The sequence below is a fragment of the Candidatus Brocadiia bacterium genome, assembly GCA_041658285.1.
Taxonomy (GTDB): Bacteria; Planctomycetota; MHYJ01; order JACQXL01; family JACQXL01; genus JBBAAP01.
Genome location: JBBAAP010000010.1, coordinates 34,738 through 60,196, shown reverse-complemented (window position 1 = coordinate 60,196; position 25,459 = coordinate 34,738). Strand labels below are relative to the sequence as shown.

22 protein-coding genes and 1 tRNA gene are annotated in these 25,459 nt (G+C 52.0%); 16 read left to right on the top strand and 7 right to left on the bottom strand.

The window, feature by feature from the left end; translation table 11 throughout:
• Positions 1-2 precede the first annotated feature (2 nt).
• Both dxr and WC980_08925 read right to left on the bottom strand, forming a co-directional pair.
• Positions 3-1,247 carry a 1-deoxy-D-xylulose-5-phosphate reductoisomerase gene (gene dxr / locus WC980_08930; protein MFA5795167.1) on the bottom strand — a complete coding sequence of 415 codons (1,245 nt, stop codon included), beginning with the start codon at positions 1,245-1,247 and terminating at the stop codon, positions 3-5.
• The gene (locus WC980_08925; protein ID MFA5795166.1) at positions 1,247-2,971 is read right to left on the bottom strand and encodes an adenylate/guanylate cyclase domain-containing protein; all 1,725 of its coding nucleotides are present in this window, start codon (positions 2,969-2,971) and stop codon (positions 1,247-1,249) included. The genes dxr and WC980_08925 overlap by 1 nt, the downstream gene beginning before the upstream one ends.
• 309 nt (positions 2,972-3,280) lie before the next feature.
• On the opposite strand from WC980_08925, the gene WC980_08920 reads away from it, so the two are divergent.
• Positions 3,281-3,415, top strand: coding sequence for an OadG family protein (locus WC980_08920; protein MFA5795165.1), 135 nt, complete (start codon positions 3,281-3,283; stop codon positions 3,413-3,415).
• A gap of 21 nt (positions 3,416-3,436) precedes the next feature.
• The gene (locus tag WC980_08915) at positions 3,437-3,847 is read left to right on the top strand and encodes a hypothetical protein (protein MFA5795164.1); all 411 of its coding nucleotides are present in this window, start codon (positions 3,437-3,439) and stop codon (positions 3,845-3,847) included.
• A gap of 934 nt (positions 3,848-4,781) precedes the next feature.
• Here WC980_08915 and WC980_08910 read toward each other — a convergent pair.
• A complete protein-coding gene (locus tag WC980_08910) occupies positions 4,782-5,312 on the bottom strand; it encodes a winged helix-turn-helix domain-containing protein (protein ID MFA5795163.1) in 531 nt (176 codons plus the stop codon).
• A 36-nt stretch (positions 5,313-5,348) separates the two neighbouring features.
• Positions 5,349-5,936, bottom strand: coding sequence for a hypothetical protein (locus tag WC980_08905; protein ID MFA5795162.1), 588 nt, complete (start codon positions 5,934-5,936; stop codon positions 5,349-5,351).
• Positions 5,937-6,591: 655 nt separating this feature from the next.
• Here WC980_08905 and WC980_08900 point away from each other — a divergent pair.
• From WC980_08900 to mce, 10 genes are all read left to right on the top strand, one after another.
• Positions 6,592-6,861 carry a hypothetical protein gene (locus WC980_08900; protein MFA5795161.1) on the top strand — a complete coding sequence of 90 codons (270 nt, stop codon included), beginning with the start codon at positions 6,592-6,594 and terminating at the stop codon, positions 6,859-6,861.
• A 7-nt stretch (positions 6,862-6,868) separates the two neighbouring features.
• A complete protein-coding gene (locus WC980_08895; GenBank protein MFA5795160.1) occupies positions 6,869-7,573 on the top strand; it encodes a serine protease in 705 nt (234 codons plus the stop codon).
• Positions 7,574-7,767: 194 nt separating this feature from the next.
• Positions 7,768-8,574, top strand: coding sequence for a hypothetical protein (locus WC980_08890; GenBank protein ID MFA5795159.1), 807 nt, complete (start codon positions 7,768-7,770; stop codon positions 8,572-8,574).
• 168 nt (positions 8,575-8,742) lie between these two features.
• Entirely contained in the window at positions 8,743-9,843 is a 1,101-nt protein-coding gene (locus WC980_08885) for a hypothetical protein (GenBank protein MFA5795158.1), read from the top strand.
• Positions 9,844-10,120: 277 nt separating this feature from the next.
• Positions 10,121-11,329 (top strand): aminotransferase class V-fold PLP-dependent enzyme, encoded by a 1,209-nt coding sequence (locus WC980_08880; protein MFA5795157.1) that lies wholly within the window; start codon positions 10,121-10,123, stop codon positions 11,327-11,329.
• Between the two features lie 33 nt (positions 11,330-11,362).
• Positions 11,363-11,680: a TusE/DsrC/DsvC family sulfur relay protein gene (locus WC980_08875; protein MFA5795156.1), complete on the top strand. Its 318-nt coding sequence runs from the start codon at positions 11,363-11,365 to the stop codon at positions 11,678-11,680.
• 7 nt (positions 11,681-11,687) lie between these two features.
• Positions 11,688-12,353 (top strand): hypothetical protein, encoded by a 666-nt coding sequence (locus WC980_08870; protein ID MFA5795155.1) that lies wholly within the window; start codon positions 11,688-11,690, stop codon positions 12,351-12,353.
• Between the two features lie 6 nt (positions 12,354-12,359).
• Positions 12,360-13,661 carry a (Fe-S)-binding protein gene (locus WC980_08865; GenBank protein MFA5795154.1) on the top strand — a complete coding sequence of 434 codons (1,302 nt, stop codon included), beginning with the start codon at positions 12,360-12,362 and terminating at the stop codon, positions 13,659-13,661.
• A 32-nt stretch (positions 13,662-13,693) separates the two neighbouring features.
• The gene (locus WC980_08860) at positions 13,694-15,256 is read left to right on the top strand and encodes a methylmalonyl-CoA mutase family protein (protein MFA5795153.1); all 1,563 of its coding nucleotides are present in this window, start codon (positions 13,694-13,696) and stop codon (positions 15,254-15,256) included.
• Positions 15,257-15,264: 8 nt separating this feature from the next.
• Complete coding sequence (mce, locus tag WC980_08855) at positions 15,265-15,657, top strand: methylmalonyl-CoA epimerase (protein ID MFA5795152.1); 393 nt, start codon at positions 15,265-15,267, stop codon at positions 15,655-15,657.
• Positions 15,658-15,731: 74 nt separating this feature from the next.
• Here the strand turns inward: mce and WC980_08850 are convergent.
• The 3 genes from WC980_08850 to WC980_08840 form a co-directional block, all read right to left on the bottom strand.
• Positions 15,732-15,807, bottom strand: a tRNA-Pro gene (locus tag WC980_08850).
• A 109-nt stretch (positions 15,808-15,916) separates the two neighbouring features.
• Positions 15,917-17,263, bottom strand: a complete 1,347-nt coding sequence (locus WC980_08845; GenBank protein MFA5795151.1) for a CCA tRNA nucleotidyltransferase — start codon at positions 17,261-17,263, stop codon at positions 15,917-15,919.
• Position 17,264: 1 nt separating this feature from the next.
• On the bottom strand, positions 17,265-18,044 hold the full coding sequence (locus WC980_08840; GenBank protein ID MFA5795150.1) for a class I SAM-dependent methyltransferase: 780 nt from the start codon (positions 18,042-18,044) through the stop codon (positions 17,265-17,267).
• A 137-nt stretch (positions 18,045-18,181) separates the two neighbouring features.
• On the opposite strand from WC980_08840, the gene WC980_08835 reads away from it, so the two are divergent.
• The 4 genes from WC980_08835 to WC980_08820 all read left to right on the top strand — a co-directional run bounded on the left by WC980_08835 (position 18,182) and on the right by WC980_08820 (position 25,334).
• On the top strand, positions 18,182-20,197 hold the full coding sequence (locus WC980_08835; GenBank protein MFA5795149.1) for a sulfatase-like hydrolase/transferase: 2,016 nt from the start codon (positions 18,182-18,184) through the stop codon (positions 20,195-20,197).
• Positions 20,198-20,344: 147 nt separating this feature from the next.
• Positions 20,345-21,349, top strand: coding sequence for a type I glyceraldehyde-3-phosphate dehydrogenase (gene gap / locus WC980_08830; GenBank protein MFA5795148.1), 1,005 nt, complete (start codon positions 20,345-20,347; stop codon positions 21,347-21,349).
• Positions 21,350-21,434: 85 nt separating this feature from the next.
• Positions 21,435-22,613 (top strand): phosphoglycerate kinase, encoded by a 1,179-nt coding sequence (locus tag WC980_08825; protein ID MFA5795147.1) that lies wholly within the window; start codon positions 21,435-21,437, stop codon positions 22,611-22,613.
• Positions 22,614-22,673: 60 nt separating this feature from the next.
• Positions 22,674-25,334, top strand: coding sequence for a zinc-dependent metalloprotease (locus WC980_08820; protein MFA5795146.1), 2,661 nt, complete (start codon positions 22,674-22,676; stop codon positions 25,332-25,334).
• Positions 25,335-25,459 lie beyond the last annotated feature (125 nt).

Sequence of the window (25,459 nt, the reverse complement as noted above, 5' to 3'; positions counted from 1 at the left end):
GGTTAATATGCTTTCATTTGGTTACGCGCCCAGTTGTCGCTTTGGACGATGTCACCTAAGGATGGTTCCCGTATGACTTTATGCCGGTCGAAAACCCGGGCGGTCAATTTAACTATATCGGTAAAGCCGATGCGTTTCTTGAGAAATAACCCGACGGCCTCCTCGTTGGCCGCGTTCAGGACCGCGCCGCTGGTGCCGCCCCGGCGGATTACTTCGTGCCCCAGTTCCAGCGCCTGCCGGAACATCGGCGCGCATCGGCCCGGCTCCTCAAAGGTCAACGCCCCGTAATTGATGTTAAGCCCCGGTCCTTGCCCGGCCGGGTTGTTGTCAGGTTTATCATTGCCCATGGCGTAGGCCAGCGCGCAGTGTATCGGTATCTTCATATCCGGACGGGAGATATGCGCCAGGGTTGTCCCGTCGGCCAGTTCTATCAGTCCGTGCACCAGCGACTGCGGATGGACCAGCACCCGGATGCTTTCGGACGGCAGGTTGAAAAGGTGGTGCGCTTCGATGATTTCCAGCGCCTTGTTCATCATGGTGGCCGAATCGATGGTAATCTTGGAACCCATCTGCCAGGTCGGATGCTTGAGCGCCTGGGCCGGCGTGACGTGCCTGAGCCGGTTTTCAGGATACTTATAGAACGGTCCGCCCGAGGCGGTCAGGATTATATGGCGCAGTCTTGGTCGGTTGACGAGCCGGCCGTTATCGAGTCTTATCGGGACGCAGGTTGCTGTATTGCCGGACGGCAGCCCGATAGGCCGGATTAACTGCCAGATGGCGCTGTGCTCGCTGTCAATAGGCAGGATAATCGCGCCGGTCTTGCGGGCCAGTTCCGTTACTATCCGTCCGGCCATGACCAGAGATTCCTTATTGGCCAGGGCCAGTGTTTTTCCGGCCGCCGCGGTCCACAGGCTGATGGGCAGTCCGACGCTGGCCCCGCTTACGGCCGATAAGACCACGTCGGCCTTCTTGTCGGTAACCATTTCGCGGACCCGGCCCAGCCCGCACAGGATTTTGGTGGCGCCTCGGTAATTATTCCTCAGCGCCAGCCAGGCGTCTTTGTCTATGAGCACGGCCTGTTTGGGATGGAATTCTTTTATCTGGTCCAGAATCAACCGCCAGTTGGAATGGGCTACCAGTCCGGTCACCCGGTATCCGCGGGCATTGCCGGAGAATGATGACTTGATTACTTTAAGGGTATTCCGGCCGATTGAGCCGGTTGAGCCGGCCACCACGATGTTCTTCATCAGGTTGTTTTTCCCTGCTGGGCAGGCGGATTAACCGGGCTGACTAAGGTTTCGTCCTGTGTTTCTTTGGGCTCCTTGTCGGGGTCCAGCCAGGCCTGGTAGACCTGGACCTCTTTTGCCTTGCCCTTGAGTTTGGCTGAGCCCAGGCTCTTGAACTTAAGCGGCAGTCCGGCCTTGACGATGCGGGTGTAGGTTTCTTCGCCGATGACCACCTCGTTGGACTGGCCATACTGGTTCAGGCGGCTGGCCACGTTGACCGTGTCGCCCAGGACCGTGTATTCAATGCGTTGCTTGGAGCCGACGTTGCCGGCCACGACGATGCCGGTATTAATGCCGATGCGCAGGTTGCAGGGGATGTCCGCCTTGCGTTTGCCTATGGCTTCCATCATCTTGACCGCGGCCATGACCGCGTTGCCCGGGTGGTCGTCCATCGGCACCGGCGCGCCGAATATGGCCATAACCGCGTCGCCGATGTATTTATTGATGCTGCCCTTGTATTTAAAGACCATCTGGGTGGCCGTTTCGAAAAAGTTATTGAGCATGGCCGCGATTTCGGCCGGGCGCATCTGCTCGGACAGGGTGGTGAAGTTCTGGATGTCGGCAAAGAGCACGGTGATGTTCTTTTCCTGGACGTCCAGGGTCACGCCCTTGGAGATAATCATCTCGGCCACGTCCGGCGAGTGGTATCGTTCCAGGTTGGCGCGGACCAGGGCCGCTTTCTGGAGCTTGTCATAAAGCTCTTCCTGCTTTATCCGGATGGCCACCTGGTTGGAAATGGCCGTCATCAGGTCCAGGTCGTCGTTGGTAAACGAGTGAGCCCGGACCAGGTTATCGACGTAAATCACCCCGAGCACCTCGTCCTTTTCCCAGAGCGGCACGCACAGCGCCGAGCGGATGTTCTGCTGGGTGATGGACATACCGGCCGAGAACCGGGCGTCGGCCATGGCGTCCGAGGAAACTATGGAAACCTTATCTGACACCACCTTGTTGGTGATGGTGCTGGAGACCTTGATATGCTCGGCCGGCGGTTCTTTCTTGTTCTTATATCGGCTGAGCTGGGGCACCAGCTGTTTGGTAGTCTGGTCCAGGAGCATAATCACGCCCCGTTCCGCGTTGATGAAATCGAATATCGAGGTCAGGGCGATATCCATGACCTCCTGCAATGATTCGGTCGTGGCCACGGCCTTGCCGATTTGGTAAAGCAGGAAGAACTTCTTGCCTTCCTTGGTTTCCTGCAGGTTGCCCGGCAAAGAGCCGCCTGCAAGCGATTCGCCCTTGTCGAAGATATCCTTGATGTTAATCTGGTAAGAGGCGTCGATATCGGTCACCTTCTTGATGATATCGCTGCCGAAAGCCGTGCCCGGAGCCGGTCTGGGCGGCGCGCCCGGAGCCGCCGCGAAAGGCGATGTTCCGCCGGAGCCCGGAATCGAAAACGACGAGCCCTCGTTGAAAATAAGGGTGTAAGCGCCTATCTGGATTTCATCGCTGTTAACCAGAGGGTGCGTGGAGATTTTTTTCTTGTTGACCTGGGTGCCGTTGGCGCTTTTCAGGTCGGTCAGGTAGTATTTATTGTCCTTGGAGGTTATTTCGCAATGGTGGCGCGAAGCCAGATTATCCGGCAAAGGCAGGTCATTGTCATCCAAACGGCCGATGCGGAAAACCGGTTTGTCCAGGAATATATCCTTGACCACCCGTGAGCCTAACTTAACAATCAATCGACCCATAATAGGGCAGTATAAAACCGGCAGTTGAAATGTCAAGATTTAGGGGGCGTGCCTTGGTCAAATAAATTGACTTGTCTGAAGTAATTTCCTTGACAATATGATTATTCGGCGTATTCTAAAGCCATGTTGAACAGACACGGACAATTCAAGAACAAACGAATCAGAGCTAGAGAAATCTTCAAGCCCGGTTTTCCACCCATCCCGCGCGACCCCCCACGTGCTTAAACACACATCTCGCGCGAATCAGTCTTATTTTAGCCACGGATAACTCCGGATTTATGCCGGACTAAGCACTTTGAAAGGGGGCATATGTTATACCAGGGTCTTAAAATATGCATCATAGGTTTAAGCATGGTGTTCATCGCTATGGTCACCCTGATACTGACCATAAAACTGACCGCTTATATAGTAAAACTCATAGAGAAGAAAACCTCTAATAAATAAATTATAGTAAAGGAGTTTTAAATGAATAAAGAACCAAGCAAGGAAATAAACAAAGAAGTTAATAAAGAAGCGGATGTTACATCGTTGAGTGGTTGCCTGATTAAGGTATTTTCGACACTGCTTGGGCCGGTATTCCTGATAATGGTTGCGGTGATACTGGCCGCCCACCCGACCGCTTTTCCAAGCATATTGGATATTATTTATGGCGTTCTTTTAATACTTGTAGTTATGGCGCGGCTGGTAGACCGTCCACCCCAGCCGGAGACTGGTCCCCGCCTGCCAATTGGCGGGCATGAGCCTCAGGTTGAGAAGATGGAAGGCAAGCCCGCCGAGTCCGAGCCTAGTCCTGTTGTTAAATACAGCATCATCATATTCATTGCCGGTGTCGCGCTTTGGGTCGTGGCCAGGTTTGTTCTGAGCCAGATACTTTAATAAGTAGTGGGTTGAAAAAGGAATGATACAATGATAGGAAACTACGCTGTTATTTTATGGCCGGCCTATTTTTTGCTAATGTTCGGGCTATGTTTTTTAGCCGTGTATTTACGAATAATACCAAAATATGATATTAAATTCTACTTGGTATATACCCTTGTAATGGGCGGGATATGCGTTTTGGTTTGGTATTCGACGTGAGATTCTAATTTGGAACACTAATTCGGTATGGCGTCTCCGGAATTTCCAGATCGGGACCGGTGACACAGAGCGATAGCCTCCTGAAAGGACACCTAATTTTGTCAGCCAAAGGCTGATCTGCCTCTGGCATGATAATGCAGTAACCAGGCTCATTCTCCCGCTTTAAGGGCGGGACTTCATCGCCATTACGCCGGGCGCTGTTTTTTTGTAAATCAGCTTTTCTCCGCGCCCAAATCCCAATATAATGCATATTTGGCAGGGGGGGTATAGGGGGGAGGGGGAGTACCCCCAACGGGGGTAGGGTATACCCCCCCAGGGGGTGGGGTATCCCCTAAAAGGGGGTGGGGTCATTCATACTAGGGAGCAGGGTCATTCATACCGGGGGTGAAGGTTAGATATAGCCCCTTGAAGAGTCATTCATATTACCGGACAGGGTCATTCATACTGGGGGTGAAGGTCGGATATACCACCTTATAGAGCCATGCATATTACCGGGCAGGGTCATTCATACTGGGGGTGAAGGTCGGATATACCACCTTATAGAGCCATTCATATTACCGGGCAGGGTTATTCATACTAGTGGTGAAGGTCGGATATACCACCTTATAGAGCCATGCATATTACCGGGCAGGGTCATTTATACTGAGGGTGAAGGTCGGATATACCACCTTGTAGAGCCATTTATACCAGGGGGTGGGGTTATTTAGTACCCCCCTGCCCATACAGAAACTTTTTAGCGATTGGCCTCGGTTTGCCTGCGACGGGCGATGATTTGCTCGGTCGGGGTCAGGTATACGTAAACCGCATCTTTGGCCTGGGTCATGCAGATTTTATTCTCTTTGGCCAGCCAGCCGATGGCCCGCTCGAAGATAATCGGTTTTAAGCTTGATTTGCCAACCAGTTCTTCCATAGTCATCTTGCCGTGCTTGGCCAAGTGGTTCCAGATGGTCCCGGCCGGATGCCCGATTTCCCATTGGATGTCTATCAGTTTTTCGTCCTTGGGCAGGTTGGCCTCCGGACAGGCCTTGCCCTGTTTGATGCTTTCCAGCATATGCCGGTATTTCTGTTGGACCTCGGGTTTTTCCAGGTATGCCTTGTTCTTCATGGCCGCATAGGTATTGCGCCAGTTGACCAGGTCTTTCCGGCAGTTATCGCAGTTGGCCACGTGGCTGAACAGTTCCGATTCCGGCATATCCATCTGCTCGCCCAGGATATAATCGGTAATGGCCATGCCGTATTTTTCGCACTTACTCTTTTTTGCCATATTAATATCCTCTAGCGCCGAAGCGCCATGGCGCCCTTATGGCGCCACTTTCTTTAGTTTGTTGCGAATATTATATATTTTGAGTTTCAGGTAGTCAAGGGAATATTTACAGAACTCCGGTTCTTTAAGAATATCCTTATATTTAACCTGATTCGCCACCAGGCGCATCAGCTTCTGTTCGTCGGGCGTAAGTTTCACCAGGGTTTTGTTGAGTTTATCCATGGTTGATTCTTTTTCCGGCTCATCGTTAACCGGCTCATCTATGGTTCCTATTGGTATATCCGCGAACGATGACGGGAACATAGCTGAGGTGGTCATCGGGTTTTTGGCGTGCTCGGTATCGTGTTTATAACATTCCAGTCGGGCGATGGTGCAAAGCAGACGGCGGAACGAACCGGGGCCTTCGTTCTTGAAACCCTTGGCTTCAAGGCATTCCCAGAGCACACGGAACACCGCATAGACCAGTTCGTCAATATAGTTATCATCTTTGTGATACCAACTGCGTGTCAAGAGGTAGTAGCGAATCTGGCCGAAATAGCGGCTAAAAAGCTCGTCAAAAGCCTCTTCCTTGCCGGACAGGTATTCCTGGGCTAATTGCTCATCTGATTGGTCATCCTCTTCCATAAACAACCCCAATCTCTTAGTGACACTTGGAGCATAGCGACGTAGTGTCACTTAGATCCCGCAAGCGCAGCTTGACGGGATAGTCCATTGTCTTCCCTAAGGCCCAAGGGCGGGTTCACCGGTGGCGCATAAAGGAACGTGTTGTGCGGCATTCCTATATGTTTCGGCGAACCGCCCGATGAGCCATATATCAAGCCTTTTAAGGGCGAAACCAATTCACCTCCCCCAATATATATATGATCGGCGAGGTCATTTTACTGCAAAATAATGAGAATTTTGCTAAAATAATCGCTCGCAAATACAGGTTTTATAGGGTTTCCAGCCCTACATACTACCTAATAGATACTATATCCTCCCCTATATATATTAAACGTAAAATATCGGGAAAAGTTCATTTTATTTTCAGAATTATTGAACTTTTTTGGGGAAATTTCACCGGAATTCTCATTTTTCCATATAACCTTTTGGTATTTTCCGGGTGTTATTATGAGGGGGGAGGGCGAAGAAGCCTTCCCAGGGAATGGCTCCCCAGGTGAGCCGGGAAGCCCCGACGGAATAGTCGGGGTCTAAGACCCAGTAACGTCCCTCCGACCTGCCCGTTCGGTTCAGGCGGGTGTGCATCGGAGTGACTAACTGGCTCTAAGAGAGGTGATGTATGAAAAAGGTTATAGATACCTGCAAAGAATGCGGTAAAAGGGTGCCAACCAAATCCAAGGGTATAATCAGCTTTGCCTACCAGATGCTCCACCTGTGCCGGTATTGCTACCGGGCTAAGTTTCCAGAACAACCGGCCCATCCCAAACTGATAGCTGTATATCCGAATGACGGGTTCTCTGTCCCGGCCGAGAGTGAGTCAAACGGCGATATGTTTGATTGCGCTAATACTTCACCCTGGGAATGGATGGAAGAGGCCCAAAAGGAATAGGTGACTTATGAGAAGAACATTAATTTATTGGCTCTTGTCAATTGTGATGATTGGCGGATGCGCCTTTGAGCCGCCTGAGGGCGATACCTTTATTATCGACCTGTCCAAAGAGGTTCCGGCGCAGGTTGAGTCGGCTAATCCGTTTATAGGGCTTTACGAGTCTATGCTCTATACGACCGTCAGGGTTAAGGCCGGGTTTTCTTGCGGTTCAGGCGTTATTATTGACGGTTACATAATAACTGCCGCTCACGTGGTTGATAACGAATCTGAAGTTAAAGTGGAAATCTTCTATCCTGAGTTCAGTGAATTCAGCGCTTCAGTGGTTATAACGGACACGGCCAAAGACCTGGCTTTAATTAAAATTTGTAATCTGAAATCTGGAATTTGTAATTATTCCGCTACTCTGGCTCCGCGGAATTATACCCCTTATATTTTTAGTCCAGTTTATGCCGTTGGGTGCTCTCTGGGTCTGAAGGTGCGCCCGTCATACGGCATTATCTCAATCATCGAACCGGATTATTGGGAAATCAACGCACCTATTTTACCGGGCAACTCTGGAGGCCCGGTATTCGATGCTCGAACCTATGAAGTAATTGGGATTTCCGTTTGGGTCCATACCTGCAAAGAGCAGTTGGTGACTACTATGGCAGGTATCGTTCCAATACAGAAAATCTACGATTTTCTGGAGGAGAATGATGTATGTTTCAAATGATGTCAGGTTTCTGGAGGAGGATAATCCAGGTAGTCGTTGGGATTATTTTGGATTATCTCGAAGGAAAGAAGAACCGTAAGTGAATCTACAGTTCAGCCTGGGCCGTCATCGGCGTCATGGCGCCCCGAAGCGCCAAGCAAGGCGCGGCGGCCCGGCTGGGCTGATTATGATATATCTTCGGTAGTGAGGTTTTTATGGCTTTCAACAAGAAGTTCGAATTAACCCTGCGTGTGCCGGAAAACTGGGAAGTTGCCGGACACATGGCGGATAATTGGGAAAAACACATGATGGACGCGGCGGAGTTGATGAAGGGTAAGCTTGATGAGAAGTTTCCGGACGATGGGACTTTCATCAACACTATGGTCAACCCGTCCAGCAATGCCTTTGGACCGTTTGTCAATCCGGCATTCATGTCCAAAAGCGAAAGAACCCTGGACAATATCAGGCGCACCAGGCAGAGCAATCTGTCAGGCGCATTCCTGAAATGGAAGGAAAACCTGGCCAAGGCGTTTGCCACGGTCGATGGCGTGATTGCCAAGCTCTTTAAGGATAAAGTCCAGGCGGCCAAGGATCGCTGGGCCCTTAAGATGGGCAAGGGGGCATTACGTTTTACGGGCGACAAAGCCCGCGGATTGGGCGTGGCCCCTTTCGCGACCTATTACCTGGTCGGTGATGAGCGCGCTGAAATTTGGCCCGCACCGGGCACAGCCGACGGTAAGCCGTACAATATCGCTAAGATAGGCCAGCGTAACGCGGTCAAGGCGGCGATTCTGCAGAGATTCATCCAGGGCGGGATAATGATTGCTAATTCGGGCAACGATGCGGCAGATGAAATCCTGCGCCAGAACGGGATTAATGCGGAACTCCTGACCAGCTTGCGCGACCCGGCCAAAAGCGATGCCTTTGTGGACACCCCGGCAATAGACAAGTGCTATTGCTCGTGGGAGGTTGATGCCGAAGGGCGTCTCGTTCTCAGGGTCCAAGTGGGTTTGACAGTCTAAACTGTTGGTGTGAGTGTCCCGCTCTTTGCAAAACAAAGGGCGGGACCGACCACACTTTGATAAATTGAAATTATCCCGTTCCCGCTTGAGCGGGACGGGACTAAGTGGCAGATAACGCTCTTACCCGATTGATACCGGGTAATTGCTAACTGCCACTAAGGGTGATTTATGACAACATTCAGAAGACGATATTTTGACGGACAGGTGACATCTCCGGCTATTGCCGGCGAGGCTGTTACCGAGGAGAAGATTGCGGACAATGCAGTAACATCAGCCAAGATTAAGGATGAGACTATCACCGGAGCCGATATCGGAGCCGGGCAGGTCCAGACCGATGACATCGCCGACGGCGCTGTTACATTAGCGAAGCTGGGTAGTAATGTCAGCATTGTGCCGTTACAGGACAATGCCGTGACGGAGCCGAAGATTGCAGATTCGGCAGTGTCGAGTTCTAAGTTGCGGGATGGCAGTGTAACGCCGGATAAGCTGGATACACACTCGGTGACATCTACCAAACTTAATGAAGGAGCGGTGACGGCATCCAAAATTGGCACGGGCGAAGTCACGCCGACCAAACTGGCGGCTGTTGATTCTCCGGCGGACGGCGAAGTGCCTACATATAATCAGGCACAGTCCAAGCTGGAATGGAAACCGATGGCGAGCGGAGTTACTCGTCCCCTGACCCCAGCCATTGCTACAGATGAAATCGGCGATGCTCAGGTGACCAACCCCAAGATAGCGGACCGGGCGGTGGACTGGGTCAAGATTGCCTTGGCTTCTATCAACCACGAACTGCTCTATAACGTCGCTCCGCCCACGGATGGCCAAATCCTGTCTTTCGATGCGGCGACAGGCAAGTTCAATTGGATAGCTCCGCCTACCGGCGGTGCGGGCGGAATGCAGTTGACGCTGTTGCCCAGCCAGCCCTTAGTATTCTCCGAGAACTCGATGGCGGACATAGACCAACTGATAGACCTGTCGGCCTGGATTCCGGTAACGGCACAAGCGGTGTTGGTGGAAATCCAGCTCAACGCTATGTCCGTCCCGGCCAGTTCGGAGCAGATACTGACCGTCCTCGGTAGAAGGGCCGGTGCGGATTATGGTAATTCAACCATACATTTTATATGGCAAAATACTGCGGGCTTTAACAATAACGCCTACAAGGAGAGTGTTCTGGGGGTGGATGGGGTAAGACAGATTAAGGTATTTGCTATGAAGAACGGAGTGTTTACATCTACTAACATATGGGTGAAGGGATATATTGAATGATTTGTCTCGCTCCACTTCGTTTCGGGGATAAGTGCCGGCCCGTGAGGGTCTTGTCCCTATCAGCGGGAGGCTTTGCGGAGCTGTTTCAAGACCCCTCAGGGTCTAGGGATAACTCCCTTCGGTCGAACCGGCACTAAGGTTGCTTTAGAATTTCTTGACTTTCGGACGGCGGTTCGTAGTATTGAGTTTTTGTTTGTTATACCGGATAGCGGTATCCTGCGGTTCAGCAGCCGGTTGCCAGAACTGCGGGAGGACCCGGCCGGATGAAAGTGATTTTATGGAAAAACTTATCTACCTTGATAACGCGGCGACGACATTTCCCAAACCGCCTGAAATATATGATTTCATGTTTAACTTCTACCGCAATAACGGCGTTAATCCGGGCCGGACTGGCTGTGACCTGGCCCTGGAAGCGGAAAAGGTTATCCAAGAAACACGGCAGATGCTGACCAAATTCTTGGGGGCAAAGGGCGATTATAACCGTCTGGTGTTTTCTTGTAATGCCAGCGATTCGCTGAATACCATAATTAACGGAGTGACTAAAAAGGGTGACCACGTCATTTCCACAGTAATGGAGCATAATTCCGTCATCCGCCCCCTGAACCACCTTAAGGCGGACGGGAAAATAACCGTTGATTGGGCCAAGGCTGATAAAAAAGGGGTGGTTAGCCCCGATGAAATAAAAAGATTGCTATGCAAAAATACCCGGCTGGTTATTGTCAACCACGGCTCTAACGTGGTTGGGAGCATCCAGCCGCTGAAGGAAATCGGCGCTGTCTGCCGCGGCAAAGGGGTGTTATTTGCGGTTGATGCCGCGCAAACAGCCGGAATGGTCCCGATAAATATGGAAGAAATGAACATAGACCTGCTGGCCTTTACCGGGCATAAATCGCTTTTCGGCCCGATGGGTATCGGCGGTATGTTCGTCCGGGAAGGCGTTGATGTCAAACCTCTGCGCGTCGGCGGCACCGGCGTTCATTCTGCCTACCCGTATCATCTGGAGGAATACCCCTGGCGTCTTGAATGCGGCACTCCTAATCTGGTCGGCATTGCGGGTTTGCACGCGGGCCAGAAATGGATAGCCAAACAGGGGTTGGATAATATCAGGAAGCACGAAATGCAATTAGCCCGAAAACTGGCTGACGGCATTCGTGAGATAAAAGGCGTGGTTGTTTATTGCCCGAAAGACCTGGCCAACCGCTTGCCGGTTATTTCGTTTAACGTTGACGGGTTTGAATCGGCTGATGTGGGCACGCAGCTTGATGTCGATTATAATGTTGTTACCCGCACCGGTCTTCATTGCGCGCCTAAGGTCCACGAGCACTTTGGCACTATCAAGGCCGGCACGGTAAGGTTTTCCATCGGACCCCTAAATAATGATAAGGATATTGATACGGCCATAACGGCCGTAAGGGATATCGCAAAGAGCGGCGTCGAAAGGGCGGGTAAGAATAAAATGGTCTATGAACCCTGCCTTGAGTCTTAGCCTTGATAATATTCGGGATTGGGAGAATTAATTATGCTGATTAAATTGCCTGATGGCAAAGAAATAGAAGTGGACCAGGAAGGGTTTATGACCGATCCCAAGCTCTGGGACGAAGTGATTGCGGAAAACTTTGCCAAGCTCGAGGGTATCGAAAAGCTGACCGATGAGCATTGGGCGGTTATCCGCTATATCCGGACCTATTATCTGGAGCACGACTTAGCGCCGATGGTCCGGAATATCTGCAAAACCACCAGCCTGCCGTTGAAGAAGATATACGAAATATTCCCGGCCGGGCCGGCCAAGGGCGCCTGTAAGTGGGCCGGACTGCCCAAGCCTGACGGTTGCGTTTAATCCTATTATGCATCCAATCCTTTATGTGACATCCGGCGCGGCAATCATATGCATTATTTCGCTGGCCGTGATGCTCATCAGCGCATTCCGCAAATACCGCGCCGACCTGGCCGAACCCAGAGGCAGTAAAATTAGCGGGATTATCTATGCCTTTACGGTCGGGATGCTGCCCGGCGCCAAGGAAAGCATCTCTCATCATATTATCACCTATCTGGCCGGGATTATCCTGCACATCGGCATATTCTCGGCGTTTTTATACAGCGCGGTTCAGCCGCTGGTAACCAACCTGCTATTTGACAGGATTGCCGATTATTATGAAACCGGTATCACCATTTTCTACGTTAACTATTTTACGCCGGCGATGCTGGTGTTGATACCGGTCGGCCTGGCCTGTGGGCTGGGGCTGCTGGTAAAAAGAGTCGCCGTGCCGCGTCTGAGGTATATCAGCTCGTTTGACGATTATTTCTCCAATATATTGGTGAACCTGTTCCTGGCCTCGTCCGTGTATTCCGTTTTACAGCCCGGTTCTTACATAATGTATTATATCGAAACGGCGTTGTTGTTGTATATCCCGCTGGGCAAGCTGAAACACTGCGCCTTCTTCCCGGCCACGCGGATAATGTTTGGGATATTTTACGGGCACCGGGGCATATTGCCCAAGTCTGGATTATAAAGAACCATGGAAGAAAAGAAGACTGACTTTAAGAAAGCTCTGGCCAAGTTGGACGCTCTGCTGGACGGTAAGATGAGCGTTTATATGAACGCCTGTGTTCATTGCGGCTTGTGCGCCGACACCTGCCATTATTCGCTGGCTAACCCGGAGGACCCGGCCATGCTGCCGGCCGCTAAGATAGAACAAATCACTTCTCTCTATCGCCGATATCATACCCTGCTGGGCCGGATGATGCCTAAATGGGTCGGCGCCCGAGAACTGGACCAGGAGCGGGTGGAGAAACTCATTGACGCGGTTTTCGGCCGGTGCACTATGTGCGGCCGGTGCGGTTTGAACTGTTCAATCGGTTTGCACGCCGGCCAGATTATCCGGGCGGCCCGAACCGTTCTGGCCGAGGTTGGGCTGGTGCCGAAATCGCTCCAGTCAACCGTGGACACGGCCGTCAGGACAGGCAATAATATGGCCATCAGCGAAAATGATTTCGTGGAAACTATAGAGTGGCTTCAGGATGACCTGCGCCTGGAGACCGGCGTTAAGACCATAACCATCCCGCTGGATAAATCCGGCGTTAATATTCTTTATACCCTCAATCCGCGCGAGCCGAAATTCTTTCCGCTTTCCATCACCGCGGCAGCCAAGGTGTTTTATGCGGCTAATGAAAACTGGACGCTCAGCCGCCATAACTTTGACGTTACCAATTACGCCCTGTTTTCCGGCAATGACAAGGAGGCGCGCCAGATTGCCGAACGCCTGATAATCCGCACAAAAGAGATGGGCGCGCAGGTGCTGGCGATGGCCGAATGCGGACACGGATTCCGGGCCACCCGCTGGGAAGCGGCCAACTGGACTGGTGGAAAATTAGGCGTGCCGGTAAAGAGCGTTTTGGAGGTATTCGCCGCTTATGTCAAAGAAGGCCGGCTCAAGCTTGATCCCTCAAAGAACTCCAAACGCGTGACCTTGCACGATCCCTGTAACCTGGTGCGCAACGGCGGCGTGATTGAGGAACAACGCTACATTCTTAAGCACGCGGTTCAGGATTTCGTGGAAATGATACCTAACAGGAAGCAAAACTTCTGTTGTGGCGGAGGTGGAGGTATGCTGGCCATGGGCGAATATAAAGAACGGCGCATCAAGGCCGGCAAAATCAAGGCCGACCAGATAAAGGCGACCGGAGCTAAAATCGTAGCCACACCCTGCCATAACTGCATCGACCAGCTGATGGAGCTCAATGACCACTATAAACTCGGCGTGGAAATAAAGACCGTCACCGAAGTCCTGGCTGAAGCGGTAATCCTGGATAAACCTTGACGCTTAGGCTCACAGTAGTAAATTCGGCAATTATGAACCCATTTTATATTCCGTCCGATATCAAACTGCCTCTATCTGATAAGCCCGGCGAGTATCCGTTTACCCGGGGCATCCACCCGACTATGTACCAGGGCCGGCTCTGGACCATGCGACAGTATGCCGGATTTGGCACGGCCGAAGAAACCAATAAGCGCTATAAGTTCCTGCTCCAGCGCGGGCAGATAGGACTGAGCATTGCCTTTGACCTGCCCACCCAGATGGGTTACGATTCGGACGACCCGATGAGCGACGGCGAGGTGGGCAAGACCGGCGTGGCCATTTCCACGCTGGACGATATGGACACGCTTTTTGACGGCATCCCGCTGGACAAGGCCAGCGTTTCGATGACCATAAACGCCACGGCACCGGTAATCCTGGGTATGTATATCGTCCTGGCCCAGAAGCGCGGCATTCCGCTGGACGCCTTGAACGGCACCGTCCAGAACGATATTCTCAAGGAATACATCGCCCGGGGCGCTTATATATTCCCGCCCCAGCCGTCTATGAGGTTGACCATTGACCTGATAGAATACTGCTTGAAGAATATTCCCAAATGGAATTATATCAGCGTCAGCGGTTATCACATTAGGGAGGCCGGCTCGACGGCCGCGCAGGAGGTGGGGTTCACTCTGGCCGACGGCATTGCTTACGTGCAGGCGGCGCTGGAACGCGGGCTGGATATCCAGGAAATCGGGCGGCGGGTATCGTTCTTCTTTAACGCCCATAACGACTTGCTTGAAGAGGTGGCCAAATACCGGGCGGCCCGGCGGCTCTGGGCTAAGCGCATGAAAGAACAGTTCAACTGCACCGACCCGAGGGCCATGATGTTGAGATTCCACACCCAGACAGCCGGTTGCACCCTGACCGCTCAGCAGCCGGAGAATAATATCACCCGTGTGGCGCTGCAGGCTATGGCCGCGGTGCTGGGCGGGACCCAGAGCCTGCATACTAATTCTTTTGATGAGGCGTTATCCCTGCCCACCGAGCAGGCGGCCCGGACGGCCTTGCGCACCCAGCAGCTGCTGGCTTACGAGAGCGGAGTGCCGGCCGTGGCCGACCCTCTGGGTGGCTCGTATTACATAGAACATCTGACCGGGCAGATAGAGAAACAGGCCGAAGACTATATCAGGCATATAGACAAGCTGGGTGGCGCGGCTAAGGCCATAGAACAGGGTTACCAGACACTGGAGATTTCCAACAGCGCCTATGAATACCAGAAATCCATAGAAGAACAACACCGAACTATCGTCGGAGTTAATAAATACCAGGATGAATTGGATAGTAGGAACCGTAAGTCAAGCAAGGTTAAATACCTTAAGGTTTCCGCTGATACCCAGAGGAAACAGGTGAATAACGTTGCCAGGTATAAGAAAAAAAGGGATATTGCCCGGGTGAGCGCGGCCTGCCGGAAATTAGCCGGGGTTGCTTCGTCCGGCAATGAAAACCTGATGTCGTTGATAATAGACTGCATCAAGACGGATGCGACGCTCGGAGAAATCTGCACGGTTTTACGAAAGGCATTCGGCGAGTATCGGTCGCAGACGACCAGATTATAGGGGGTGGTATGTTACAGAAGATTGACCATATCGGTATTGCCGTAAAGGACATCAACACGGCGCTGGCCTTTTACCAGCAGGGGTTGAATCTTAATCCGCATATTGAAGAAGTGCCGGCCATGAAGGTCCGGGTGGCCAAGCTGGCGGTGGGTGAGAGTACGCTCGAGTTGATTCAGCCTCTGGCCGGAGAGGAAGCCGTGACCAAATTCCTGGCCAACAAAGGCGAAGGCATCCACCATATCTGCCTGAAGACCGATAACGTGATGGCGTTAACCAAAGAGTTGATTGATAAAGGTTATAAGCCGGTATATCCGGAACCCAAGGTTGGCGCCGGCGGGCATAAGGTGAATTTTCTCAGTCCCAGGGATACATTCGGCGTGCTTATAGAAATATTGGAATAGTAAATCGGGGCGAGTGGATTTGTCCGCCAGAGGCGGATCCGCCTTTGGCGGAAACCACTAATTCCTAATGATTATCGGGGCGAGTGGATTTGAACCACCGACCTCTTGCACCCCAAGCAAGCGCGCTAAACCAGACTGCGCCACGCCCCGTTAATATTGCCTTCTAATGATAATAATCTACGTCTACTATTCAACAAAATCCCAATAAATATTGTCGGCAGTTATTCCGCTTTGTATAAGCATTGATGAGTTGTTGATGTTATTTGGGCTTGTCCGCCAGTATTTTCTTTATCAACGCGATGGCTTCGGATTTGGTCTTGACGCTGTTCTCCAGCTGGGCTTCTTCCAATTTATGCAACAATTCCGAGAATATCGGCCCGGGCTTGAGCTTGAGCTTTATCAAGTCGTAACCGTTTAATAGAGGCGTTGGTTTCAGTTCTTTTTTGGAGTATTTTTTATAAAGCCGGACAGCTTTATGATAAGGCTTAAGGTCCATGTCGCAGGCCAGTCGGTCGGCTCGGTGTAGTTCGTTCAGTTCCGGATAAGCCGGGTGGACGAAGAGCTTTTTCAGGGTGCTCACCCTCATCTTGTCGATGTCCTTAAAAACCAGGTGTTTGCTGATGATCCATGTTATGGTTTCTATCTGGGCATTGGATAATTTCAGGCGTTTGCAGATGCGTTCGGCCATCTCCGCGCCGACCCGCTCGTGTTCGTGGAACCGGATTCTATCTGTTATCATGAACGTGCCCGGTTTGCCGATATCATGCAGCAGCGCCGTCAGGGCCAGGTCGAAGGACGGCTTGCGCAGATGTTTAAGGACTTTTAATGTATGGACGTAAACGTCGCCTTCGGGGTGGAACTGGACCGGTTGCTTGACCCCGCGCATCTTGACGATTTCGGGCAATATTTCCTTGAGCAGCCCGGTTTCCCGGAGCATTTCGATGCCCTCAGCGCTGCGCGGCGAGATAAGAATCTTTTTCAGTTCCTCGCGGATGCGTTCGGCTGAAATGCCTTTTATCCGGCGGGCTAATCTCTTGATGGCTGATTTGGTTTTGGGGTCTATCTTGAATCCCAACTGGCAGGCAAACCTGATGGCCCGGAGCATCCTTAACCTGTCCTCATTAAACCTCTTGGCCGGGTCACCGATGGTTTTTATCACCTTAGCCCTGATATCATTTTTGCCTTTGACCAGGTCGACCAGTTCTTTTTTGATGGGGTCGTACAAAAGCCCGTTGATGGTAAAGTCGCGCCGGGCCACGTCATCATCGCGTTGGGTAAACTTGACGCTGTCCGGGCGGCGTCCGTCGCTATAAGGGCCTTCGGCCCGGAAGGTGGTGACCTCTATAGCCACAGATTCCACTGATTTTCCCGGTTTGCGCTGGATGGGCACGAGAACTATTATCACCCCGAAGGCCTTGCCGATGGACAGGGTTTTGGGGAATAGTTTAATGACTTCATTGGGCCGGGCGTTGGTAGCCACGTCATAGTCCTGAGGAATCCGCTTCATCAACCGGTCGCGCACGCAGCCGCCGGCAAAATAGGCTTGATACCCCTTTGACTGCAGGGTTTTGACTACTTCCAACGCTATTTTATAAAGATTATCCATTTTATCGATTCAAATATGCCAACGATGTTCCTTCGATATGCTTGAGTTCTTTAAAATCAGCATTCCCGGCCAGCAGTTCATTCAATGCTCTGGTTACGCCTTCCCATACGCCGTAATCGTGCCACAGGATGATGCCACGGTTATTTCTCAATAGTTTTAGACCTATGCGGGAATCGTTAAGGATATAGTCATAGGCGTGCGAGCCGTCGATGAATACAAAATCGATACTGTTGAAATACGGGTTGAAATCAAACGTGGCCGAATCACCATACAATTGGGTAATTTTATTGGCTTCAGGTCTACCGATATACCGCGAGCCCGAACGGTTTTTGTCAATATATAATTTATCGCCCTGGACTATGGGTAATTTTGTGGTGCTGATCTGTTCCTTGGGTAAATCCAGCGTATGTATTTTTGCTTCGGCCGGAGCGCTGACGGCCATGTTTATAGTGGTTCGGCCGTCAAATGTGCCAATCTCGAAGATTCTCCGCGGCTGATGCCGGGTAATCAGCTTGTTTATGGTCATGATTTCCAGGAGCGAGGCGTTCCCGTCCACGCCGATAGGCTCAACTACTTTCGCGAGCAGGTCGTCCGGCGCTACCTCAGCCAACTTGATTTCCGGGATTATCAGTTCATGAGCTTTTGGTTTATAACCGAAATGGGCGCAGATGGTTGATATTAGGATCCGGTTTTGGCTCTTAATAAAACCCATGGTAAATAGGTATACGGAGGCGAATAACCCGAAGAAATACCTTAATATAAAAGCAATGATTTTCTTCATATAAGTTTTAATTAATCAGATAGTATATTGGCTAAATTATAAATCAAGACTTTTAAAGCTTGTATGTTACGTATGGTCAGGGCTTGAGAGCTAACTTTTTACTTGATATCATCGGTTAGTTTTGTAATCTTAAATATATGACGTTATGGAAAATTATTGATAACGCAAGGCGGTTCTTGAGCCAAAGAATTACCAAACAGGTTAAAATCAGCCTGGTCATGATTATTTACCTGATGGCCTGCTATACATTATTAAGGCTGGGATTTCTGGCGGCCAATTACGGGTTTTTTAAAGAGGTCGGTGCGGGGGAGATTATCCGGGCGTTTATTTACGGCCTGAGATTTGATTTATCGGCCTTGCTGATGATAAACGGGCCGTTATTGCTGCTTTATAACCTGCCCATAAACCACCACCGCTGGAAATGGTATCAGACCGGTCTGTTGGTTCTTTTCTGGGTTTTGAACCTTGCCTTTATCACGATTAACCTGGCTGATTACGGTTATTTTGCCACTGCCCAGCGGCGGTTGATGTCGGAAATCTACGTGATGTTCCTGGACATAATGAAGATGTTGCCCAGCATGATAACGGATTTTTATTATCTCTTTATCGGGTTGGCCGTGGGCGGCGGGCTGTTCGTCTGGACCACCTGGAGGTTGCTCCAGAGGCTGGACCGGTCTTTCGAATACGCTTACAGCTTCCGGCGCGAGCTGATGCATTTTATCTTTATCGCTTTTCTGCTGGTGCCCGGGGTTAAAGGCGGTTTCCAGACCAAGCCCATCCGCCCGGCGCACGCGTTTTTTTCTTCTCACCGCGCGGCCGGCTACCTGACCCTTAACTCGTCATTCACGGTTATCAAAAGCATCTTTCAGGCCGGGATGCCGGAATATAAATTCATGCCCCAGGCCGAGGCCTCGGCCGAAATTATCAGCATGTTTTTCCAACCCGGTGAGCAGATTATTGATGAGCAATATCCATTCCTGCGCCAGATCAAACATCCGGGCGTGCCTAACAAGAAAAACATTGTCGTTTTCATAATGGAAAGCTGGACGGCTGATTTTGTCGGCAGTGTTTCCGGCAAAGAACCGTCATCAACGCCATTTTTCGACAGTCTGGCCCAGCAAAGCATACTTTTTACTAACTTCCTGGCCACCGGCCACCGGACAATTGTCGCGGCGCCGTCCGTACTGGCCTCGATACCGGGATTTTATTCGGATTCCGGCATGGGCAAAAAGAATTCTTTCATCGAATCGCAATCAGAGGTCAATAACTTTGTCGGTCTGGGCGGCATCCTGGCCCGGCAGGGTTATATCACCTCGTTCCACCACGGAGCTAACACCGGCGCGCTCGGACTTGATGTCTACACCAAGCTGGCCGGATTCCAGCATTATTACGGAAAGGAAGACTATCTTAACCTGACCGACGCCTCGCAGGACGCGGTCTGGGGCGTCTGGGATGAGGAATTCTTCCTGGATTCCCTGAAACGGATGGACCAGTTCCGGACGCCTTTCTGCTCGGTAATATTTTCTCTGACCTCGCACGAACCATTCCGGATTCCGCCGCATCGCCAGGCGCTGTTTGATAAATATGCCGATGAAACAAAATTCCAGAAGGTTTTGCGCTATACTGATTACAGCCTGGAACAGTTCTTCAAGTTTGCCCAGGACAAGCCCTGGTTTAAAGATACTGTTTTTATCATCACCGCGGACCACGCCTCGCATTCGGCAGTCAATGATTTCTATTCCTGTTTCCATATACCGTTGCTGATATATTCGCCCGGCCTGGAAAAGCCGGCCCGGAACGGCGTAATCGGCTCGCAGGTGGACATCCTGCCGACCATTCTTGGCGTTCTTGGTATTTCAGCCACCCACGCCTCGATGGGCGTTAACCTGACGGACAGCAGCCAGCCGCACTATGCCGTGGTCAGCGACGGTACCAGGTACGCCATCTTTTCCGATAAGTTTGTTTTGCTTAACGACCTGGAGAAAAACATCGGGTTGTATGATTACCACGCCGACCCGATGGCCAAAAAAGACCTGCAATCGGAATACCCGGACCAGGCTCTGAAGCTTAGGCACAGCCTGCTGGCTTATATCCAGTCGGTTTCTACGGCCATTTCCAAGAACCGCATCTGTCGGGAAGAAGACCTTAAGTAAACTTGCATATTGATTACCGGCAGTTTCTTGGAAATTCTTGACACCCCTGATTAACTTTATAGATTATCTGGAAGTCGGCATCAAGAGCAAAGGGTCTTTTGCTGCCGGAGGTTTATATTATCATCAACCCGCATCAAAGGAGGGCATATGGGTATCAAAGTAGCCATCAACGGTTTTGGTAGAATCGGACGCCACGTATTCAAAGCCATGTTCAAGAGGCCCGAATTCGAAATCGTGGCCATCAATGACCTTTCGGACGCCAAGACGCTGGCGCACCTGTTGAAGTACGACTCCATTTACGGCCGGTTCGACGGAACCATTGAAGTGAAGGAAGGCGCTTTCATCGTTAACGGCAAAGAGGTTAAGGTCTCGGCCGAGAAAGACCCGACCAAGCTGCCTTGGGGCAAGTATAACATCGATTTCGTGGTCGAATCCACCGGCGTATTTACCAAGCGTTCCGACCTGGAAAAGCACCTGGCCGCTGGGGCCAAGAAAGTGGTATTGACCGCGCCGCCCAAGGAGCCGGTCGATGCTGTTGTGGTTATGGGTGTCAACGAATCCAAGCTTAAGAAGGAGCACCGGATATTCTCCAACGCCTCCTGCACCACCAACTGCCTGGCTCCGCTGGCTAAAGTGCTTAATGATAATTTTGGGATTATCCGCGGCTTAATGACCACCATTCACGCTTACACCAACGACCAGTCTGTGACCGATTTGATCCACAAAGACCTCCGGCGTGCCCGGGCCGCCGCGGTTAACATCATCCCCACTTCGACCGGAGCCGCCAAGGCCATCGGCGAAGTCATTCCGGAATTAGTCGGCAAGCTTAACGGTTTTGCCGTGCGCGTCCCGGTGCCGACCGGTTCGCTGGTAGACCTGGTGGTCGATGTCAAAAAGGAAGCTACTCCAGCCGATATCAACAGGCTCTTCAAGGCCGCGGCCGAAGGACCGATGAAGGGTATGCTGGCCTATACCGAAGACCCGATTGTTTCGACCGACATCATCGGCGATACCCATTCCTGCATCTTTGACGCGCTGTCCACCATGGTTATCGACAAGAACATGGTCAAGGTGTTCGGCTGGTATGACAACGAATGGGCCTATTCTTACAGGATTGCCGATATCATCGCTTACGCCAACAAACTGAAATAATATTGGTCGGTAAGTATTGAATAAGTAGGCGCTAATCCGGTGTTTGTATCCAGCGCCAATCTGTGCATAAGAAGAAAGGTAAGATATGGCTAAACTAACCATTCGCGATATACCAATGGCCGGTAAGCGGATTCTTACCCGGGTGGATTTTAATGTTCCCCAGGACGATAAGGGCGACATCACCGACGACACTAGGATTCGGGCCACACTGCCGACCATCAATTACATCCTTGCCAACAATGGCCGGGTGGTGCTTATGTCACACCTGGGCCGGCCCAAGGGCAAGGACGAGAAGTTCAAGCTTGACCCGGTGGCTGTTATTCTCGGTAAACTGCTCGGCAAAACGGTTACCAAAATGGATGACTGCATCGGCCTGCCCATAGAAAAAGCCGTTTCTAAGATGAAAGACGGCGATGTGGTCCTGCTGGAAAACCTCAGGTTTTACGCCGAGGAGGAAAAGAACGACGACGATTTTTCCAAGAAACTGGCATTTCTGGGCGATATTTATGTTGATGACGCCTTTGCCTGCGCGCACCGGGCCCACGCTTCCATCGTCGGCGTGACCAAATACCTCAAATCCGCGGCCGGTTTCCTGCTGGCTAAGGAAATAGAATATCTGTCCCGGGTGGTGGAATCGCCCGACAAGCCCTATGTGGCCATCCTGGGCGGTTCAAAGGTCTCGGACAAGATTGCTGTGATTGACAATCTGCTCAGCAACGTAAATACCATCCTCGTCGGCGGCGGGATGGCTTATACCTTCCTCAAGGCCAAGGGCAAAAATATCGGTTCCTCCAAGCTGGAAAAGGACAAGATTGACGTGGCCAAGCAGATTCTCAGCCACGCCAAAGACCGCAAGGTGGAAATCGTTCTACCTGTTGACCACCTGGTGGCTGACCACCTCGAAGCCAAGGCCCGTATCAGGGTGGAAAAATATTCCATACCGGACGGTTGGTTCGGCGTTGACATCGGACCGGAAACAGTCAAGCTCTTTAGCCAAAAGCTCAAGTCCGCCCGGACCGTTATTTGGAATGGGCCGCTGGGCATATTTGAAATAGACAAGTTCGCCGAAGGCTCGCGTTCTATTGCATTGGTATTGGCCGGGCTCAAGGCCACCACCGTGGTAGGCGGTGGCGATACGGCCGCGGCCGTTACCAAGTTCGGTCTAGCCGAGAAATTCTCGCACGTTTCCACGGGCGGTGGTGCGTCGTTGGAGTTTCTTGAGGGCAAAGAACTGCCGGGCATCGCGGCGTTAACCAATAAATGATTTAGCACCGGGATATTTTAGGGCGCATGGCCGTATTTAGCACCGGTGGCAAGGAGAAATATGAATTATAAATTACAGGCCTGTGCGTTTTCTGTATCCCTATGTTTGATGCTTGGCATCTATGCCGGCTGTGCGGCCATACCGGCGGCCGAGAATAAGGCCGAGCCGGCCAAGAACGGCGACGAAAAGGAATTCTCCGAGATTATCAAGGACTTCAAGCCGATTACCGGCGGGCTCTTCACCATATACCAGCATTCCAAGGACGGCCGGGCCATCCTGGAGATAAAATCCGACCAGTTCGACACGGTATACCTTTGTTCGGTCACCCGGGAAACCGGCGACGGCGGTTTCTTCGACCAATCGGCTTTGCAGGACAACTTCCCGTTCTTTTTCCGCCGGGTCAATAACCGCATCCAGCTGATACATAAGAATGTGCTTTTCCGGGCCGACCGGGACAAGCCCATTTTCCGGGCGCTGGAAAAAGGCATCAGCGACTCGATGATTTCTTCGTCGGTAGTCATGTCCAAGCCGCATACGCCCACCGGTTCGGTGCTGGTGTCGCTCAACGACCTGTTCCTGTTCGACCGTTATAACCTGGCCCATCATCTCAGCGAAGCCACCAAGGCCGACTTCGGGTTCGACCGGGAAAACAGCTGTTTCTCCCAGCTCAAGACCTTCCCTGAAAATGTTGACATCGAAATCAACATGCATTTTCGCTCCGGAAAGTCCGGCGCGTCGTCCACCCTGGCCGATTCGCGCAGCTTGTTCATTAAATATTATTATTCCATCTGCACTCTGCCCAAACCCGGCTACGTGCCGCGCCTGGCCGACGACCGGGTCGGGCATTTCCTGACCATGTACGCCGATTACTCCTCGGTCAAGCCGGAAACACCCTATGTTCGTTATGTCAATCGCTGGCGGCTGGAAAAATCCGACCCCGCCGCGCCGCTCTCGCCGCCTAAACAACCGATAGTCTTTTGGCTGGAAAAAACCATCCCGCTGGAATACCGCGAATCGGTCAAGAAAGGCGTGCTTCTTTGGAACAAGGCCTTTGAACAGGCCGGCTTCAAGGATGCTATGGTTGTTTACCAACAGCCGGATGACGCCGACTGGGACCCGGCCGACGTGCGTTACAACACCATCCGCTGGATGGTCAGCCCCGGATTCGGCTACGCGGTCGGACCGTCGCACGACGACCCGTTCACCGGCGAGCTCTACGCCGCCGATATCCGCATCAGCTCCGATATGTTCCGCCATAATTATAACGAGTTCGAGGAATTCGTCAATCCGTTGTCACAGCCTGCACGGTTGGGCAAGAATAACGCCTGTTGCGAATATGGCCGTGGCCTGGCCTACCAGGCATCTTTGGCCCTATCGTTGATGGAAGCGCGCGGGTTCCTCGAAGGCAAGGAAGAAGAGGCCGAGAAATTCGTGCAGGATTATGTCGTTGACCTGGTTTGCCACGAGGTCGGGCATACCCTGGGCCTGAGGCATAACTTCAAGTCCAGCATCGCATTGCCGGTCAGCAAGCTTCACGACAAGGAGCTGACCAGCCGGCAGGGCCTGACCGGTTCGGTTATGGATTATTGCCCGTCAAACGTGGCGCTGGACCAGACCAAGCAGGGTGAGTTCTGGCATTCCACGGTCGGGCCGTATGACTGCTGGGCTATTGAGTACGCCTACAAGCCGCTGGGTGCCAAGGCACCTGAAGAAGAGTTGGCTAAGCTTAGCGAGATAGCCTCGCGTTGCGCCCAGCCGGAGCTGGCCTACGGTACCGACGAAGACGCCTATGGCAACGCCTCCAAGAGCATCGACCCGCTCTGCAATATGTGGGACCTGGGCAGTGACCCGCTCGAATTCGCCCAACTGCGCATCGAGTTGGCCAACGAGCTCTGGCGCAAGATAGAGCCCAAGTTCAGCAAGCCCGGCCAGGGTTACCCCAAGATGCGCCGGGTATTCCGCCAGGGCGTCAATGAATACGCCCAGTCCGCCCAAATGGCCGCCCGCTTCATCGGCGGCATCTACCACCGGCGCGACCATATCGGTGACCCGGACGGTAAATCGCCTTTCGAACCCGTTACGGCCGCCAAGCAGAAACTGGCTATGGAATTCCTCAAAGACAAGATATTTAATATTTCCGGGCAGACCCTGCCTCCGGCCGGCGTGATTAACAAGCTGGGTGTGGATATGATGCCCGATTACGGCGGAGGGCCGGGCAGCGCGCCGACTGTCGAGCCGCAGCTCTACGGCACGGTGCTAGCCATCCAGGGCGCGGCGCTTAATTACCTCTACGACCCGATGGTGCTCAACCGGGTAGCCAACATCAGCCTGCGTTACGACAAGGACCAGGAGCAGTTCGGACTGGCCGAGCTGTTCGACTCTTTGTGGAACGGCATCTGGTCGGAGATTATGATACTGGATAAAGACGGCGCCTGGCTGGACCTCAAGGAAGACCTAGCCATCAATCCATTCCGGCGCAACCTCCAGCGGGCGCACCTGGAAAAGATAATCAGCCTGTCCCTGTCCGAGGCCCGGAACGGCATTCCTTCGGATGCTATCGCCCTGGCCCGGGCCGACCTGATAACCATCAGGGACAACTGCCAGGTAATCATCACCAAGAGTATGGGCGTACCCATAGACCCAGCCACCAAGGCGCATATCCAGGACATCCACGCCCGCGTCATCAGTGCCTTAGACTGGAAGGTCAACAAGGGGATGTAGGGATTTGAGGCTAGTCGTAATAATTTATAGCCCGAAAACAATATATTCCCTTGACAAATTTCCCCTTTAGTTTATATTGCATCTAATTAAGACAGCATATGCTCTCCTGAAATAACTCGATGAAA